This is a genomic window from Parasphingopyxis sp. (genome assembly GCF_052168295.1).
GTDB lineage: Bacteria > Pseudomonadota > Alphaproteobacteria > Sphingomonadales > Sphingomonadaceae > Parasphingopyxis.
Genome location: NZ_JBQLZN010000047.1, coordinates 1 through 14,337, shown reverse-complemented (window position 1 = coordinate 14,337; position 14,337 = coordinate 1). Strand labels below are relative to the sequence as shown.

Here is a 14,337-nt window from a genome sequence, read left to right as displayed (position 1 = left end):
TTTCCCTTGGCCAAGCGCGCCGCTAAGGTCCGCCGCCATAACGATCTGGAGACGAAAGTTGGCGATTGCGCCGCAAGATAATAGCGCGTTCATGCGCGAGGTGGACGAGGAGGTCCGCAAGGAGCAGGCGGTCCATTTCTGGGAGCGCTACGGCAAGTGGATTGCGATTCTCGTCGTCATCGGACTCGCAGCCTTTGGCGGCTGGCTCTATTGGTCGAACCAGCAGACGGCCGCGGCCGAAGCCGAGACCGAACAGCTCGCCCAGCTGCTCGAGGATCTGAACGAAGGCACGCCCGACGATGTCGATGCGACGCTTGCCACGCTGGCGGAATCGCGCCGGCCGATCATCCGCGCCGAAGCGATGCTGACCCAGGCCGCACTGGCGCTTCAGAATGGAGACGATGCGACGGCGATCGAACGGTTCGGCGCGATCGCCGCCGATGAGGGCGTGCCGCAGCAGTTCCGCGATCTGGCGCTGATCCGGCAGACCGCGATCGAGTTCGAGGATATGGAGCCGCAGGCGATAATCGACCGGATGGCGGGCCTCGCCCAACCCGGCAATCCCTGGTTCGGCAGTGCCGGCGAGCTGACCGCCGTCGCGATGATGCGGCAGGGCGACAATGACGCGGCGGGGGCATTGTTCGCGCAAATGGCGAATGACGAGATGGTGCCCGAAACGCTCCGGACACGTGCGGTTCAGATGGCCGGTGTATTGGGTGTGGATGCCGTGCCGGACGAGCCGGTGGAAATTCAAGAACAGACTGTACCGGGCCAGTTGACCGCTCCGGATGCAGCGGAGGAACCGACCCCATGATGCGTATTGTAATTCCCATTTGCGCGGCGCTCGCGCTGAGCGGCTGCGGGCTCTTCCGCGGCGATGGCGATGCGACGCCGACCATCGGCAACCGGACGCCGATCCTGGTGTCGGAGAACGACGTGCAGGCCGATGTGCAGATCGCGACCGTGCCGGTCGTCATACCCGCGCCGACGGCCAATGCGGCATGGGTGCAGCCGGGCGGCAGCGCGAGCAAGTCGCTCGGCCATCTGGCGCTCAGCAGCACGCCGACGCGCGCTTGGTCCGTCTCGATCGGCGATGGTGGCGGATCGCGCGCGCGGCTTGCCGCGGCACCGGTCGTCAGCAACGGGCGCGTTTACACGATCGACACCGAGGCGACGGTGCGCGCGTTCGATGCGCAGACCGGCGGCGAGGTCTGGTCTACGCGGTTCGGTACGGAGATCGACGGCGAATCCGCGCTTTTCGGCGGCGGCGTCAGCGTTTCGGGCGACCGGCTCTACGTCACCAACGGCGTCGGCTATGCGGGTGCGCTCAACCTCGCGGACGGCAGCCAGATCTGGAAGGTCCGGCCCGGCGGTCCGCTGCGCGGCGCGCCGACGATCGCCAACAATAACGTCTATGTCCTGACGCAGGACAACCAGATCTTCGCGCTCGATCCCGCCAATGGCGATACGCGCTGGAGCGTTTCGGGCACGCTCGAAGTATCCGGCGTGTTCGGCGTCGCCGCGCCCGCATCGGCGCAGGGTACGCTCGTCGCGGGATTCTCCTCGGGCGAGCTGATCGCCTATCGCTACGAGAACGGCCAGATCGTCTGGCAGGACGGGCTCAATCGCACCAGCATCTCGACGTCGGTTTCCAGCCTGTCGGACATCGATGCCAGCCCCGTCATCGACAGCGGTTTCGTCTATGCGGTCGGGCAGGGCGGCCGCATGGTCGCGCTCCGGCTGATTACCGGCGAACGGCTCTGGGAGATCAACGCGGGCGGGCTTTCGACACCCTGGATCGCGGGTGACTGGATGTTCGCCGTGACCGACGATGCGCGCGTTCTGGCGATAGCGCGGGCCAATGGCCGCATCCGCTGGATCAGCCAGCTGCAGCGCTATCGCGACGAGGAGGACCGGAAGGGGCCGATCTTCTGGCGCGGGCCGGTGCTCGCGGGCGGACAGCTCATCCTCGTATCGAGCCGCGGCCATCTCGCCTTTATCGATCCGGCGACCGGCGGCGTGAACCGGCTCGAGGAACTCGACGAAGGCGTCGACCTGCCGCCCGTCGTTGCGAACAACACGCTGTATCTGCTCGACAATGAGGGCGAGCTGAGCGCCTGGCGCTGACCTCACCGAAAGGCCCATAAGCCATGGAGCGGCTGCCCGTCATTGCGATTATCGGCCGCCCCAATGTCGGCAAATCCACATTGTTCAACCGGCTCGTCGGCAAGAAGCTGGCGCTGGTCGACGACCGGCCCGGCGTCACGCGCGACAGGCGGGAGGGCGACGCGCATCTCTTCGGCCTCGATTTCCGGGTCATCGATACGGCCGGCTATGAAGACGAGGATCCGAAAAGCCTGCCGGGCCGGATGCGTCAGCAGACCGAACGCGCGATCGCGGACGCCGATGCCGCGCTGTTCCTGTTCGACGCACGGGCCGGGCTGACGCCGCTCGACGAGGAAATCGCGCGCTGGCTGCGCGGCACCGAAACGCCCGTCATCCTCGTCGGCAACAAGGCGGAGGGCAATGCGGGCGAGGCGGGTCTGTACGAAAGCTACGGGCTGGGTCTTGGTGATCCCATCGCGCTCAGCGCCGAGCATGGCGAAGGCATGGCCGATCTGTTCGCCATGCTGCAGCCGCATGTCGAGCGCGCCACGGCAGTCGAAGCTGATGGCGAGGCCGAGGAGGACGGCCCGCTCAAGCTCGCGATCGTCGGCCGGCCCAATGCCGGCAAGTCGACGCTCATCAACAAGATGCTGGGCGATGATCGCCTGATCACGGGGCCGGAAGCTGGGATCACCCGCGATTCCATCTCCGTGCCCTGGGAATGGCAGGGGCGGCCGGTCGAACTGATCGACACGGCCGGAATGCGCAAACGCGCCAAGGTCAAGGACAAGCTGGAAAAACTCTCGGTCGCCGATGGCCTGCGCGCGGTCGATTTCGCCGAAGTCGTCGTGCTGCTGCTCGACGCGACCAAGGGGCTCGAACTGCAGGACCTGAAGATCGCCGATCATGTCATTAGCGAGGGACGCGCGATCGTCGTCGCGATCAACAAATGGGATGTGGCCGAAGACAGGAAGGCGCTGTTCGAAGGCATCGAAACGGCGCTGGGCGAGGGGCTGGCGCAGGTGCGCGGCGTGCCGCTCGTCTCGATATCGGCGGTGACGGGCAAGGGCATCGATCATCTGATGGAAACGGCCTTTGCGACGCGCGAGGCCTGGTCGCGGCGCGTTCCGACGGGCGAGCTCAACCGCTGGTTCCGCGACGCCATCGAACGCAATCCGCCGCCCGCACCCAAGGGCCGGCGGATCAAGCTGCGCTACATGACCCAGGCGCGCATCCGGCCGCCCAGCTTCGTGCTGTTCGGCACGCGCGTCGATCAACTGCCCAAAAGCTATGAACGCTATCTGCTCAACGGCATCCGAAACGAACTCGGTTTCGGCCCGGTACCCGTGCGGTTGACCGTACGCGCGCCGAAAAACCCCTATCAGGACGGCGATGATGGCTGATGCCGGCGCGGTGCAGCGCGACGCGGTCGATGTGGACGCGCGCGGGCTGAAATGCCCCTGGCCTGCGCTGCGTCTCGCCCGTGCGATGCGCGATGCCGATCGCATCCTTATCGTCGCCGACGATCCGATCGCACCGGCTGAACTCGCCGCGCTTGCCGAGGAACGCGATTGGCGGATCGATGCCGTCGACACGGCAATCGGGGCGGGCTGGCGCGTTTCGCGAGAGTAAAGCCCCGCCGCGCCTCGCTTCGCCGCAGGATCGGCTCGATTCCGCCTTTCCGGACGCCTTGATAAACCAGTTGTTTACGCTCGCCCGTTATTGCGAGTGCGGGGTATGTAAGAAGGGCGCAGATGGTGTCGTTCGAAAAGGATGATCTGGTCGACTGGACCGAATTCGAAGCGGTTCGCGAGGAACTGGGCGCGGATTTCGCGCGCATCCTGCGGTATTTCCACGAAGATGGGGTCAAATCGGTCGAAGCGGTCGAGCAGGCGATGCGCCAGCGCATCAGCGCGGCGCTCGTCATGCCCGCGCACACGCTTAAGGGCGAGGCGCTGCAGTTCGGCGCCCGTCCGCTCAGCGAAATTGCCGAGAAGATCGAGATGACGGCCCGCCATCTCGTCGAAATCCAGCAGACCCCGGAAGAGCTGGTGCCCGATGCCGCACGGCTCCGCCCAATATTCGAAGCGACCATGGCCAGCCTGGAAGAGGCGACCAACCCGCTCGTACAGCGCCACCGGGAAGCCGAAGAACCGGCCGTCGCGAACCAGAAGTTCGGCCGGCTCTAGGCCCGGCAGCCCGCCAAATCAGCCCTCTTGGGCCGGTTCCGACTGGAGCTGGCAGTAATTCTCGATACCCATCCGCTCGATCATGTCGAACTGCTCCTCGAGCGTGTCGACATGGTCTTCCTCGCTGTCGAGGATCGACGCGAAAAGATCGCGGCTGACATAGTCGCGGACCTTTTCGCAATGCTCGATCGCATCGCGCAGGAGCGGGATCGCTTCATGCTCGAGATCGAGATCGGCCTTGAGGATTTCCTCCACGCTCTCGCCGACGCGCAGGCGGCCGAGCAGCTGGAAATTCGGCAGGCCGTCGAGAAACAGGATGCGCTCGGCCAACTGGTCGGCATGCTTCATCTCGTCGATCGACTCATGGCGTTCGAACTCGGCGAGCTTCTTGATGCCCCAATTGTCGAGCATCCGGTAATGCAGCCAGTACTGGTTGACCGCGGTGAGTTCGTTCTTCAGCGCCTCGTTGAGGAATTCGATGACCTTGTCGTCACCTTTCATACCGGATCTCCTTGCTTCTATCGCCGCTATATAGCGACCGGGCGGGCAAAGGAGAAGCCCAAAAACCGCAGTTTTCCAAGGCTTTCAGATGGTTTTGCTAAGCAGTTGCAGCTTCGGCGCGGATGATTTCCCGTGCGAACGATACGCATTGTCCGCAACGCGCCTTGCAGCCCATCTGGGCATAGGCCGAGCAGGGCGTCGATGCGCCTTTCTTGGCGGCGTCCCGCAGGTCTTTCTCGCGAATCGCGTTGCAGATGCAAACAACCATGGGGATTTTCTACGTCTATTGAGATTAATTCGCAATAGTAAAAATGCGCAGAACGCTATTTCCGGATCGGCTGGATCTCGCGGCGGGCCAGGGTACGCCACAGCCATTCGAGCGGGCCGTAGCGGAAACGGTCGAGCCATGGCTTGGACCAGAGCAGCATCAACACCCAGACGCCGAGCACCACGATATAGAGCGCGGGCCGGCCGAGCTCGCCGTACAGGCCGAAGCCATAGCCGTAGAAGATCGTCGTGCAGACGATGCTGGTGCCGAGATAGTTGGTGAAGGCGGCCCGTCCGACGGCGGCGACACGGTCCATGAATGCACTGCCCATCGACGTTTTCACCCAAAAGAGGATGAGCGCGGCATGCGCGAGGACGATCGCCGGATTGACGAGCACCTGTCCGGTGAAATCGAGCGCGAAAGCCGTGATCGGTTCGAACCCGCTGGCGATGATCCCGAACGCGAGCGCGATCATCAGCGGCAGGCCGATCAGATAGCCGATCCGTACGCAACGCGCATAGGCGGCGCGATCCCACTGGCCGGTCAGAAATCCGCTCTTCAGCCCCGCCATGCCGAGCAGCATGAGGCCGAGCGTTTCGAGAGCCGCCGTAATGTTCGCCTGGAACGGCTGCCAGAAGCCCGGCCCGAGCCGATAGGCGAGAATGCCGGCATAATCGCCCCGATACCGGGCCAGATCCTCGGCAAGCTCATTTGGCGGCACCGCGCCGAACTGCGCTTCGAACTCCACCCATTGCCGCACGAGTTCGGCATCGGCGCCCGGCGCGCCCGCCGCCTCACGCAACATCCAGAGCGACCAGGTCAACAGCCCGAGCAGAATCGCCTGCAGGACGATGAAGATCAGGCCGAGCACGACCAGCCGGTGCGTTTCCATGTTGCGGAAGAAAAAGGCGATCGATCCGATCACCGCGTAGAGCATCAATATGTCGCCATACCAGATCGCATAGGCATGCAACGCGCCGAACAGGAGCAGCCAGGACATGCGCGAATAATGGGTGAGGCCGGGGCTTTCGCCCTTTTTCCCGGCGCCCTGGATCACGAGCAGCATCGACGCGCCGAACAGCACGGAGAACAGCCCGCGCATCTTGCCGTCGGCCAGCACGAAATTGGTCGCCCAGACCGCGACGTCCGCCGGTCCGTCGCCGCCATAGGCGATCGGCGTGAAATAGGCGGCGGTCGGCATCGCGAAGCCGACGATGTTCATCAGCAATATGCCCATCACCGCGATGCCGCGCACGACATCGAGGCTGACGAACCGGCTGTCCATCGGAGCTGCGCTGCCCATAGTCTCCCCCTGATGAGCCTATGTGTGTTAGTTGGATACTACAGCCAAGTCGATATCGCGTCGAGCGGTTTCTTGTTCAGCGCGTGAACGGGCACGGTCGCATCCTCCGCTGGCTTGCCAGCGACGACGATCATCATCGGTTTCTCGTTGGCCGGGCGCTCGCACACTTCATTCAGAAATTTCATCGGATTAGGGGTGTGGGTCAGCGTGGCGAGGCCGGCGTCGTGGAGCGCGGCAATGAGGAAACCGCTCGCTATGCCGACAGATTCCGTGACGTAGTAGTTCTGCTTGTCGTCCCCGGGATTGGGGCCGCCGCGCCGCTGTCCGAAAATCACGATCAGCCAGGGCGCGATTTCGAGATAGGGCTTGATCTCGTCGGTGCCGAGCGGGGCGAGCGCGTCGAGCCATTCGTCGCTTGCCTTGGTCTCATAGAAGGTTTTTTCCTCCGCCTCCGCGGCCGCGCGGATCGCCTTCTTCTTTTCCGGCGAAGATACGACGGCGAAGTGCCAGGGCTGGTGGTTTGCGCCGTTGGGCGCGGAGCCTGCCGCGAGGATCGCCTGTTCGATCACCGCGCGCGGCACTGGCGCATCGCTGAACTGACGGCAGGTGCGCCGCGTCTTGATCGCTTCGTAAAAGGCCTGGGCCCGGGCGATCCGCTCGGCATCGGAATAGTCGGGCAGCTCGGCATAGGGGACGGTGTCATGGTCTGTCATGGCCCCGCGCCTTAGACGCTCGTTTCGGGTCCGCATAGGGGCGGGCCGGATATTGACATAAATGTCAGCAAAGCGCATTTTCACGTCATGGCTACGGCACCAGATACCATCGACATGCCGATCGCGGTACATCCCGACCGGCCGAAGCTGCGCAAGCGGCCGATGAAGGCGCTACATCATTTCCGCGAGCTTCTGAAAGACAAGGAAGATACCGAACAGGTCTTCTGGATATTCGAGGCGCTGCCCCGCCAGTCCTTCCGCGACGATGCCGTGCGGTTCGGCCAGAGCGAAGCGGGCCGCGCCATCTATGCCAGCGAACGCTATCTGCCCGCCATTCTCGACGATCATGAGCGGCTGCGCGCGATGCCCGAGGGCAGCGTCGCCCATGCCTATTGCGATTTCATGGAGGCCGAAGGGCTGACCGCCGAAGGTCTTGTCGAGGAAGGCAAGAAGATGGGCAAGCGGCGTTATGACGATCTCGTCCAATGGTACGGCAACCGCAACCGCGACACGCACGACCTGCTGCACGTCCTGACCGGCTATGGCCGGGACGGCCTTGGCGAACAATGCGTGCTCGCTTTCACCTATGGTCAGGACCCGTCGCTCGCCCATCTCTTCATCGCCTATGCGGGCGGCATGAATATGAAGAAAGTGACGGGCACCAAGGCGCCGATCTTCCGGGCGATCAACCAGGCCAAGCGGCATGGCAAGGCCGGCCCGCGCATCTGGGAAATGCCGATCACCGACCTTCTCGCCGAACCGCTGGACGCGGCGCGCGAGCGGCTCAATATCGGCGCGCCGACCTATTATCACGAGGCGCATCGCATCCTGCGCGAAGAAGGCCGCGATCCATACGACATCCTCGGTAAGAAAGCGGCGCAGGAAGCAGCGGAAGCGGCGCAGCCTGCATAACCGAAACTGGCCCCTATCAATTCCAGCCTGACGTCGAAGCTCTGAAATCCTCCCCTTTAAGGGGAGGGGGACCGCCGAAGGTGGTGGAGGGGTATAACCGCCAGCCGAGCGCAATCCACTGCCGGTGACACCCCTCCGTCAGCCCTGCGGGCTGCCACCTCCCCTTAGAGGGGAGGATTTTCAGTAACCCTGCATGATGCAATCGCCGCCATCGGTGGCGAGGTGCAGCAGGCAGCCGACGGCCGCGGCGCGGATCTTCCAATTCGGTATCGCCAGCATCGCCAGATAAGCGAGGCTCGCCCAGACCGTATGCAGCGGGTGAAAGCCGATGCTGCAGCGATTGGGGTCGTAGATCGGATCGGCGAGCAGATGGTCCACGTCTATCGCGATCGTTGCCGCCATGATCAGCCCGGCTCGCCACCATCTGTCCCGCCAGAACAGCCAGCCCAGGATGAAGGGTAGAATCGCATGGCCGCTGAAATGCAGGAGCGGCTGGAGGATATCTGGCATGCGAAGGGCTTAGCGGCCCATCAGTTCCGGGAAGAAGCGTTCATTGGCCGCGCGAAGATCGGCGAGCGGGATATCTGTGCCGTTCACGCAGACAGCATCGCCGCCGACGGTACCGATCTTCGTGAACGGCACCGCATCGCGGTCGAGCGGCGCATCGGCGGGATAGGTCACCAGATAGCGGGCCTGTGTCTCGTTGAAGGCGAATTCGGTATTCATCGGATCGAGCTCGACGCCGAGATTGCCGGCCAGCGCCATCTCCGCGACCGCGACGAGCAGTCCGCCATCGGAGATATCGTGCACGGCGGTGACCGCGCCCTCATGGATCAGGCGGCGGACGATATCGCCGTTGAGCTTTTCGTCCTTGAGGTCGACGCGCGGCGGCGGGCCGTCTTCGCGGCCATGGATTTCGCGCAGCCAGAGCGATTGCCCGAGCTCCGCATAATTGGCACCGATCACGGCGAGATGCTCGCCCTCGGCCTTGAAGGCGAGCGTTCCCATCTTGTCGATATCGTCGAGCAGCCCGACACCGCCGATGGCGGGCGTGGGCAGCACGGGCGTCGCTTTGCCGTCTGCACCCGTCGTTTCATTGTAGAGCGAGACGTTGCCGCTCACGATCGGCATGTCGAGCGCGACGCAGGCTTCGGCCATGCCTTCGATACAGCCGACGAATTGCCCCATGATCTCGGGCTTTTCCGGATTGCCGAAATTCATGCAATCGGTCGTCGCGAGCGGTTTCGCGCCGACGGCGGTGATGTTGCGATAGCATTCGGCGATCGCCTGCTTGCCGCCCTCGACCGGATCGGCCTTGCAATAGCGCGGGGTGCAATCGGTGCTGATCGCGAGCGCCTTGTTCGTGCCATGGACGCGAACCACCGCCGCGTCGCCGCCCGGGCGCTGGACGGTGTCGGCCATCACCATATGGTCATATTGCTCCCAGACCCAGCGGCGCGAAGCGAGATCGGGGCAGGCCATTAACGTGAGCAGGTCCGCGCCGATATCCGCGCTCTCCGGGACGTCCGTGAGCGGCTCGGGCGTGGGTGTCGGCACATGCGGCCGGTCGTAATCGGGTGCATCGGCGGCGAGGGGGCCGAGCGGGATGTCGCAGACCGTTTCGCCCTGGAACGTCAGTACCATGTGGCGCGTGTCGGTGACTTCGCCGATCACCGCGAAATCGAGCTCCCATTTCTCGAAAATCGCGCGCGCCATGTCTTCGCGTCCGGGTTTCAGTACCATGAGCATCCGCTCCTGGCTCTCGCTCAGCATCATCTCATAGGGCGTCATGCCCTCTTCGCGGCACGGCACCTTGTCCATGTCGAGAACGATGCCGACCTCGCCATTGGTCGCCATTTCAACGGACGAGGATGTCAGCCCCGCCGCACCCATATCCTGGATCGCGACGATCGCGTCGGACGCCATCAGCTCAAGGCACGCCTCGATCAGCAGCTTCTCGGTGAAGGGGTCGCCGACTTGGACTGTAGGCCGCTTCTCTTCGCTATCCTCCCCGAATTCCGCGCTCGCCATGGTCGCGCCATGAATGCCGTCGCGCCCGGTTTTCGAGCCGACATAGACGATTGGATTGCCGACGCCTGACGCGGCCGAATAGAAAATCTTGTCGGTATCGGCGATGCCCACCGTCATCGCGTTGACGAGGATGTTGGTGTCATAGGCCGAGTGGAAATTCACCTCGCCGCCGACCGTCGGCACGCCGACGCAGTTGCCGTAACCGCCGATCCCCGCGACCACGCCCGACACCAGATGCCGTGTCTTGGGATGATCGGGCCGGCCGAAGCGCAGCGCATTCATATTCGCGACCGGCCGCGCGCCCATGGTGAAGACGTCGCGCAAGATGCCGCCGACGCCCGTCGCCGCGCCCTGATAGGGTTCGATGTAGGACGGGTGGTTGTGGCTCTCCATCTTGAAGATCGCCGCCTGTCCGTCGCCGATATCGATAACGCCCGCATTTTCGCCCGGCCCCTGGATGACCTGCGGGCCTTCTGTCGGCAGCTTTTTCAGATGCCGGCGGGAGCTCTTGTAGCTGCAATGCTCTGACCACATGACCGAGAAAATGCCAAGCTCGACAAGGTTCGGCTCGCGGTCGAGCGCGGCAAGGATGCGGGCATATTCCTCTTCGTTGAGGCCGTGCTCCGCGACGATTTCGGGCGTAATTGCAGGGGCATTTTCTGGCATGCGAAGCGCCTTAGCGGCGGTCGTGCGATCCCGCTAGAGCGAAACGGCGCTTTGCTGGGCATGACCGCGCAGTTCGCGTCCATCGGACCGCCCGGTCAGTTGATCGTCAGCGTTGATGGCGAGCGTTCCAGGGCATCGCTCGACGTCTGCAAGGCGATCAACTGGCTGACGAGGCTGATCACCTGGATCGAGCGGTCGCCGCCCGGCTCGGGCGATGCACCGATATACCAGTCCCGCCCGCGATGCTCGACATGGATGGAATGGCTGCCGGCCGCCGCGCTCGTCGTGACGTCGAAGATCAACCGATTGCGTTCGTCGCGCAGCCCCTGGCCCGAGCGGACGATTTCGCCGAGATAATAGATGACGCCTTCGACCGAGCGCAGCTCGTAATCGTCGGGGGACAGGCTGGCGCCGCCGCATACGCTATCGGCCGCTGTGGTGACCTGCAACTCCTGCGGGACGCGCTCGCGGATCTCGAACTGCGCCTCGCCCTCGCTATTCCGGCCGATGGTGACCCGGTAATTATCGCTGAGGTTGGAGAGCACTGCATTTGCTGCGGAGGCTTCGGCCGGGGTGAATGTCGCGATCGGCGCATCGCTTGCCTCGCGCGCCGCGCCGGACCGGAAGCCGAGTCCGAACACGTCGCGGCGCGACAGGACACCCCACTCATCATCGCCGTCGGCGTCACGCCGCAGGTCGTTCGCATATTCGGTGCCGTTGCAGGTGACGCTCTCGATGAGCAGGGCGGCGAGTTGATGCTCGTTCCAGCCCTGGCCGAGAAAGATGGCGACCACATTGGGTTCGATCGGTCGAAGGATGCCGCCCGCAAACTGGTTCGTATTGAGCGGTACGATCTGGAAAGATGGCGAGGAGCTGATGTTGAGCGAAACGCCGGCATCGGCATCGATATCGTCGATAATGCCGCCCAGGTCCGCGCTCGCGCCGCCGCGGATCGAGATATTACCGCTCACCTGGCTCAGCGTCGAATAATGGGTCGGTTCGCGAAACCGGGCGCGCACGATGTTGAGCAGGATCATCTCGTTGCGCGTATCCGCGATCACGCGGTTATAGTCCGTCGCGAATTCCGTCATCGGCGTCTGCAACGATGCGCAACCGCCCAGTGCGATAACGGACGCCAGCGCGATTACCCGGCCGCAGGCCTTCCCCATATCTGCCCCCTTTGTCCGGCCCGATGGTAAAATGGTGGGCCGCCCAAAGGCAAGATCGGCGACAAAAAAGGGCCGGCAGCGATCGCGCTACCGGCCCTTGCGATTGATGGGAGTGTTCGGGCTTAGCTGTCGCAGGTCTGGAGACCGCCGCCGGGGCGGGCGAACTGGATGCTCGATGCATCGCTGTTGCCGATCAGCGTATAGCCTTCGCCGGAATAGCGCGGCGTGCCGTTGGCTTCTTCCGCCGGCTCCTCGCCTTCCTCGCCCGGTGCGGCCATGGCCTCGTTCGGCAGGATCGTCTGGATGGCATCCTGTTCCATGGCGACGCCGACCTGGCTGTCATTGGTGTAGAAGCTGACATAGACGACGCTGTTGTCGTCGCAGCGGAAGCTGGCCTCGCGCACGCGCATCGGCGGCAGTTCTGCCGGATCGAGTTCCTCGATCTCTTCCGCTTGGGGGTCGGCCATTTCGCCGACAACGTCTGGTTCCGGCTCGCTGCAACCAGCGAGAGCGATAAGGGCCGCGAGCGGTGCGACCGCGAGGGGGGTTATGGCTTTTTTCATGATGGCGCGGCTTTTCGCGACTGCAGCATGGTTCGTCAACAAAATTTTTGTGATAGAATGATGACAGAGCAAGACAATTCGACGAACGGCATGACGGCGCCCGGTATCGGAAGGGGGCCGGCGTGTTCGACGATTACGCTTCGCGAACGATGGCGCCGATCGCCGACCAGTGCGAAAGCTTCTCCTCGAACCGCATCGCGGCGTAGGCGGGGCTCGACGAGGGCAGGTCGATCAGCCGATAGCTTCCGCCGGCATCGCCGAGCTGTTTGCGCCCCGTCGTCGCCGATTTCCGGCCGTTGAAGGCGATCGCGCGCAACGCCGGTAACGAGGCCACGAGCGTGCGCAGATCGTTCTCGCGCGCGTCGTGGATCGCGCTGTCGAGGCTGCCCGCGCGCCGGGCATCGGCGATCACGTCCCACAGCCCGACGCCGCGAGCGAGCAAGGCGGCAAGCCGATCCTCATAATCAAGCGGGCGAAGCTCGATATCGAGCGCCGCGCCGACCAGTTCCCAAAAACGGTTCTGCGGGTGCGCATAATATTGCGCCTGGCGCAGCGATTCCTCCCCCGGCAGGCTGCCGAGGATCAGCAGCCGCACCCGATCGTCGACGACCGGCGCGAAGGAAGATTTGCGCGTCATGCGCGTTTCGATAGGCGCGGCGGCGCCGTTCCGCCAAGCCCGAGCTTTGCCGCGTCCAAGCCAAGATTGCTTGCCCGTCCGAACGCGGCTGGGGTAGACCGCCGCCATGACTATTGTTTCCCATCCGCTTGCGCTTATCGGCAACACGCCGCTCGTCCGCCTCAAAAGCCCGTCCGAGGACAGCGGTTGCGAGATTCTCGGCAAATGCGAATTCGCCAATCCCGGTGGCTCGGTGAAGGACCGGCCCGCGCTCTATATCGTCGAAGAGGCGGAGGAGCAGGGGTTGATCGAACCCGGCGGCACGATCGTCGAGGGCACGGCCGGGAATACCGGTATCGGCCTCGCGCTCGTCGCCAACGCCAAGGGCTACAAGTCGATCATCGTGATGCCCGACACGCAGAGCAAGGAGAAGATGGACACGCTGCGCGCGCTCGGTGCGGAGCTCGTGCTCGTGCCCGCCGCGCCCTATTCGTCGCCCTGCCATTTCGTCCACCAGTCGCGCCGCATCGCCGATGAAACCGAAAACGCGCTCTGGGCGAACCAGTTCGACAATATCGCCAACCGCCGCGCGCATATCAAAACGACCGCGAAGGAAATCTGGGAACAGACCGACGGCAAGGTCGACGGTTTCACCTGCGCGGTCGGCACCGGGGGCACGCTCGCTGGAGTCGGCATGGGACTCAAGGAATATTCTGAGGACGTCACGATCGCGCTCAGCGATCCGCATGGCGCGGCGCTCTACGAATATTATGCGCATGGCGAGCTGAAGTCGGAAGGCTCGTCGGTCGCCGAAGGTATCGGCCAGGGGCGGGTGACCGCCAATCTCGAGGATGCGCCGATCGATACGCAGTTCCGCATCTCGGACGACGAAGGGCTCGTCTGGGTCCATCGCCTGCTTTCCGAAGAAGGGCTGTGCCTCGGCCTGTCCTCCGGCATCAACGTCGCGGGCGCGATGGAGCTGGCCAAGGTGATGGGGCCGGGCAAGACGATCGTGACGATCCTCTGCGACAGCGGTTTGCGCTATCTTTCGACACTGTATAATGCCGAGTGGCTGGCCGAGAAGGGACTGGCTGTCCCGCCATGGCTGGCCCGGGAGACGACACGGGATGGACCACCCTGCTGACAATCTGAGCGATGCGCGCCAGGAGCGGGTAAACCGGATACGCATCGGCGCCACGGGCCTCGCCACCATCGTGGTGACCGTGTTGCTGGCCGCAAGCTTCTCCGGCAACGGCGATGCGGGCGCCGGCGCGGACGAACGCTCGGGCGTGCTGATGGA

General features: G+C 64.0%; 16 protein-coding genes. 7 read left to right on the top strand and 9 right to left on the bottom strand.

Annotated features, from left to right (window positions below; genetic code table 11):
• The 5 genes from ACTS1Z_RS08185 to ACTS1Z_RS08165 all read left to right on the top strand — a co-directional run.
• Positions 1 to 814: tetratricopeptide repeat protein (locus ACTS1Z_RS08185; protein ID WP_442623962.1), on the top strand; the 814-nt coding region annotated here is incomplete at its 5' end.
• Positions 811 to 2,127 carry an outer membrane protein assembly factor BamB family protein gene (locus ACTS1Z_RS08180; RefSeq protein ID WP_442623961.1) on the top strand — a complete coding sequence of 439 codons (1,317 nt, stop codon included), beginning with the start codon at positions 811 to 813 and terminating at the stop codon, positions 2,125 to 2,127. The genes ACTS1Z_RS08185 and ACTS1Z_RS08180, both read left to right, overlap by 4 nt.
• Before the next feature lie 23 nt (positions 2,128 to 2,150).
• The gene (gene der / locus ACTS1Z_RS08175) at positions 2,151 to 3,509 is read left to right on the top strand and encodes a ribosome biogenesis GTPase Der (protein WP_442623960.1); all 1,359 of its coding nucleotides are present in this window, start codon (positions 2,151 to 2,153) and stop codon (positions 3,507 to 3,509) included.
• Positions 3,499 to 3,738, top strand: a complete 240-nt coding sequence (locus ACTS1Z_RS08170) for a sulfurtransferase TusA family protein (protein WP_442623959.1) — start codon at positions 3,499 to 3,501, stop codon at positions 3,736 to 3,738. Before der ends, ACTS1Z_RS08170 begins: the two co-directional genes overlap by 11 nt.
• Before the next feature lie 122 nt (positions 3,739 to 3,860).
• Positions 3,861 to 4,295, top strand: coding sequence for an Hpt domain-containing protein (locus ACTS1Z_RS08165; RefSeq protein WP_442623958.1), 435 nt, complete (start codon positions 3,861 to 3,863; stop codon positions 4,293 to 4,295).
• Positions 4,296 to 4,313: 18 nt separating this feature from the next.
• Here the strand turns inward: ACTS1Z_RS08165 and bfr are convergent, their stop codons facing one another.
• The 4 genes from bfr to ACTS1Z_RS08145 all read right to left on the bottom strand — a co-directional run bounded on the left by bfr (position 4,314) and on the right by ACTS1Z_RS08145 (position 7,080).
• A complete protein-coding gene (gene bfr / locus ACTS1Z_RS08160; RefSeq protein WP_442623957.1) occupies positions 4,314 to 4,796 on the bottom strand; it encodes a bacterioferritin in 483 nt (160 codons plus the stop codon).
• A gap of 97 nt (positions 4,797 to 4,893) precedes the next feature.
• Positions 4,894 to 5,064 carry a (2Fe-2S)-binding protein gene (locus ACTS1Z_RS08155; RefSeq protein ID WP_442623956.1) on the bottom strand — a complete coding sequence of 57 codons (171 nt, stop codon included), beginning with the start codon at positions 5,062 to 5,064 and terminating at the stop codon, positions 4,894 to 4,896.
• A 55-nt stretch (positions 5,065 to 5,119) separates the two neighbouring features.
• Positions 5,120 to 6,367 carry a DUF418 domain-containing protein gene (locus tag ACTS1Z_RS08150; protein WP_442623955.1) on the bottom strand — a complete coding sequence of 416 codons (1,248 nt, stop codon included), beginning with the start codon at positions 6,365 to 6,367 and terminating at the stop codon, positions 5,120 to 5,122.
• Between the two features lie 38 nt (positions 6,368 to 6,405).
• On the bottom strand, positions 6,406 to 7,080 hold the full coding sequence (locus ACTS1Z_RS08145; RefSeq protein WP_442623954.1) for a nitroreductase family protein: 675 nt from the start codon (positions 7,078 to 7,080) through the stop codon (positions 6,406 to 6,408).
• Positions 7,081 to 7,167: 87 nt separating this feature from the next.
• Here ACTS1Z_RS08145 and ACTS1Z_RS08140 point away from each other — a divergent pair, with 87 nt between their 5' ends.
• On the top strand, positions 7,168 to 7,992 hold the full coding sequence (locus ACTS1Z_RS08140; RefSeq protein ID WP_442623953.1) for a Coq4 family protein: 825 nt from the start codon (positions 7,168 to 7,170) through the stop codon (positions 7,990 to 7,992).
• Between the two features lie 180 nt (positions 7,993 to 8,172).
• On the opposite strand, the gene ACTS1Z_RS08135 is transcribed toward ACTS1Z_RS08140, so the two are convergent.
• The 5 genes from ACTS1Z_RS08135 to ACTS1Z_RS08115 form a co-directional block, all read right to left on the bottom strand.
• Positions 8,173 to 8,502 (bottom strand): DUF6122 family protein, encoded by a 330-nt coding sequence (locus tag ACTS1Z_RS08135; protein ID WP_442623952.1) that lies wholly within the window; start codon positions 8,500 to 8,502, stop codon positions 8,173 to 8,175.
• 9 nt (positions 8,503 to 8,511) lie between these two features.
• Positions 8,512 to 10,689 (bottom strand): phosphoribosylformylglycinamidine synthase subunit PurL, encoded by a 2,178-nt coding sequence (purL, locus tag ACTS1Z_RS08130; protein WP_442623951.1) that lies wholly within the window; start codon positions 10,687 to 10,689, stop codon positions 8,512 to 8,514.
• A gap of 95 nt (positions 10,690 to 10,784) precedes the next feature.
• Positions 10,785 to 11,858 (bottom strand): hypothetical protein, encoded by a 1,074-nt coding sequence (locus ACTS1Z_RS08125; protein ID WP_442623950.1) that lies wholly within the window; start codon positions 11,856 to 11,858, stop codon positions 10,785 to 10,787.
• Between the two features lie 122 nt (positions 11,859 to 11,980).
• The gene (locus tag ACTS1Z_RS08120) at positions 11,981 to 12,325 is read right to left on the bottom strand and encodes a hypothetical protein (RefSeq protein ID WP_442623949.1); all 345 of its coding nucleotides are present in this window, start codon (positions 12,323 to 12,325) and stop codon (positions 11,981 to 11,983) included.
• A 229-nt stretch (positions 12,326 to 12,554) separates the two neighbouring features.
• On the bottom strand, positions 12,555 to 13,058 hold the full coding sequence (locus ACTS1Z_RS08115) for a DNA-deoxyinosine glycosylase (RefSeq protein ID WP_442623948.1): 504 nt from the start codon (positions 13,056 to 13,058) through the stop codon (positions 12,555 to 12,557).
• A gap of 106 nt (positions 13,059 to 13,164) precedes the next feature.
• Between ACTS1Z_RS08115 and ACTS1Z_RS08110 the strand changes: the two genes are divergently transcribed.
• Positions 13,165 to 14,181, top strand: coding sequence for a cysteine synthase A (locus ACTS1Z_RS08110; RefSeq protein ID WP_442623947.1), 1,017 nt, complete (start codon positions 13,165 to 13,167; stop codon positions 14,179 to 14,181).
• The last annotated feature ends 156 nt before the right edge of the window (positions 14,182 to 14,337 follow it).

Bases quoted from the DNA above. Each gene is read 5' to 3' on its own strand.
- ACTS1Z_RS08180 (WP_442623961.1), top strand. From the start codon at position 811: ATGATGCGTATTGTAATTCCCATTTGCGCGGCGCTCGCGCTGAGCGGC.
- der (WP_442623960.1), top strand. From the start codon at position 2,151: ATGGAGCGGCTGCCCGTCATTGCGATTATCGGCCGCCCCAATGTCGGC.
- ACTS1Z_RS08170 (WP_442623959.1), top strand. From the start codon at position 3,499: ATGATGGCTGATGCCGGCGCGGTGCAGCGCGACGCGGTCGATGTGGAC.
- ACTS1Z_RS08165 (WP_442623958.1), top strand. From the start codon at position 3,861: ATGGTGTCGTTCGAAAAGGATGATCTGGTCGACTGGACCGAATTCGAA.
- bfr (WP_442623957.1), bottom strand. From the start codon at position 4,796: ATGAAAGGTGACGACAAGGTCATCGAATTCCTCAACGAGGCGCTGAAG.
- ACTS1Z_RS08155 (WP_442623956.1), bottom strand. From the start codon at position 5,064: ATGGTTGTTTGCATCTGCAACGCGATTCGCGAGAAAGACCTGCGGGAC.
- ACTS1Z_RS08150 (WP_442623955.1), bottom strand. From the start codon at position 6,367: ATGGGCAGCGCAGCTCCGATGGACAGCCGGTTCGTCAGCCTCGATGTC.
- ACTS1Z_RS08145 (WP_442623954.1), bottom strand. From the start codon at position 7,080: ATGACAGACCATGACACCGTCCCCTATGCCGAGCTGCCCGACTATTCC.
- ACTS1Z_RS08140 (WP_442623953.1), top strand. From the start codon at position 7,168: ATGGCTACGGCACCAGATACCATCGACATGCCGATCGCGGTACATCCC.
- ACTS1Z_RS08135 (WP_442623952.1), bottom strand. From the start codon at position 8,502: ATGCCAGATATCCTCCAGCCGCTCCTGCATTTCAGCGGCCATGCGATT.
- purL (WP_442623951.1), bottom strand. From the start codon at position 10,689: ATGCCAGAAAATGCCCCTGCAATTACGCCCGAAATCGTCGCGGAGCAC.
- ACTS1Z_RS08125 (WP_442623950.1), bottom strand. From the start codon at position 11,858: ATGGGGAAGGCCTGCGGCCGGGTAATCGCGCTGGCGTCCGTTATCGCA.
- ACTS1Z_RS08120 (WP_442623949.1), bottom strand. From the start codon at position 12,325: ATGGCCGACCCCCAAGCGGAAGAGATCGAGGAACTCGATCCGGCAGAA.
- ACTS1Z_RS08115 (WP_442623948.1), bottom strand. From the start codon at position 13,058: ATGACGCGCAAATCTTCCTTCGCGCCGGTCGTCGACGATCGGGTGCGG.
- ACTS1Z_RS08110 (WP_442623947.1), top strand. From the start codon at position 13,165: ATGACTATTGTTTCCCATCCGCTTGCGCTTATCGGCAACACGCCGCTC.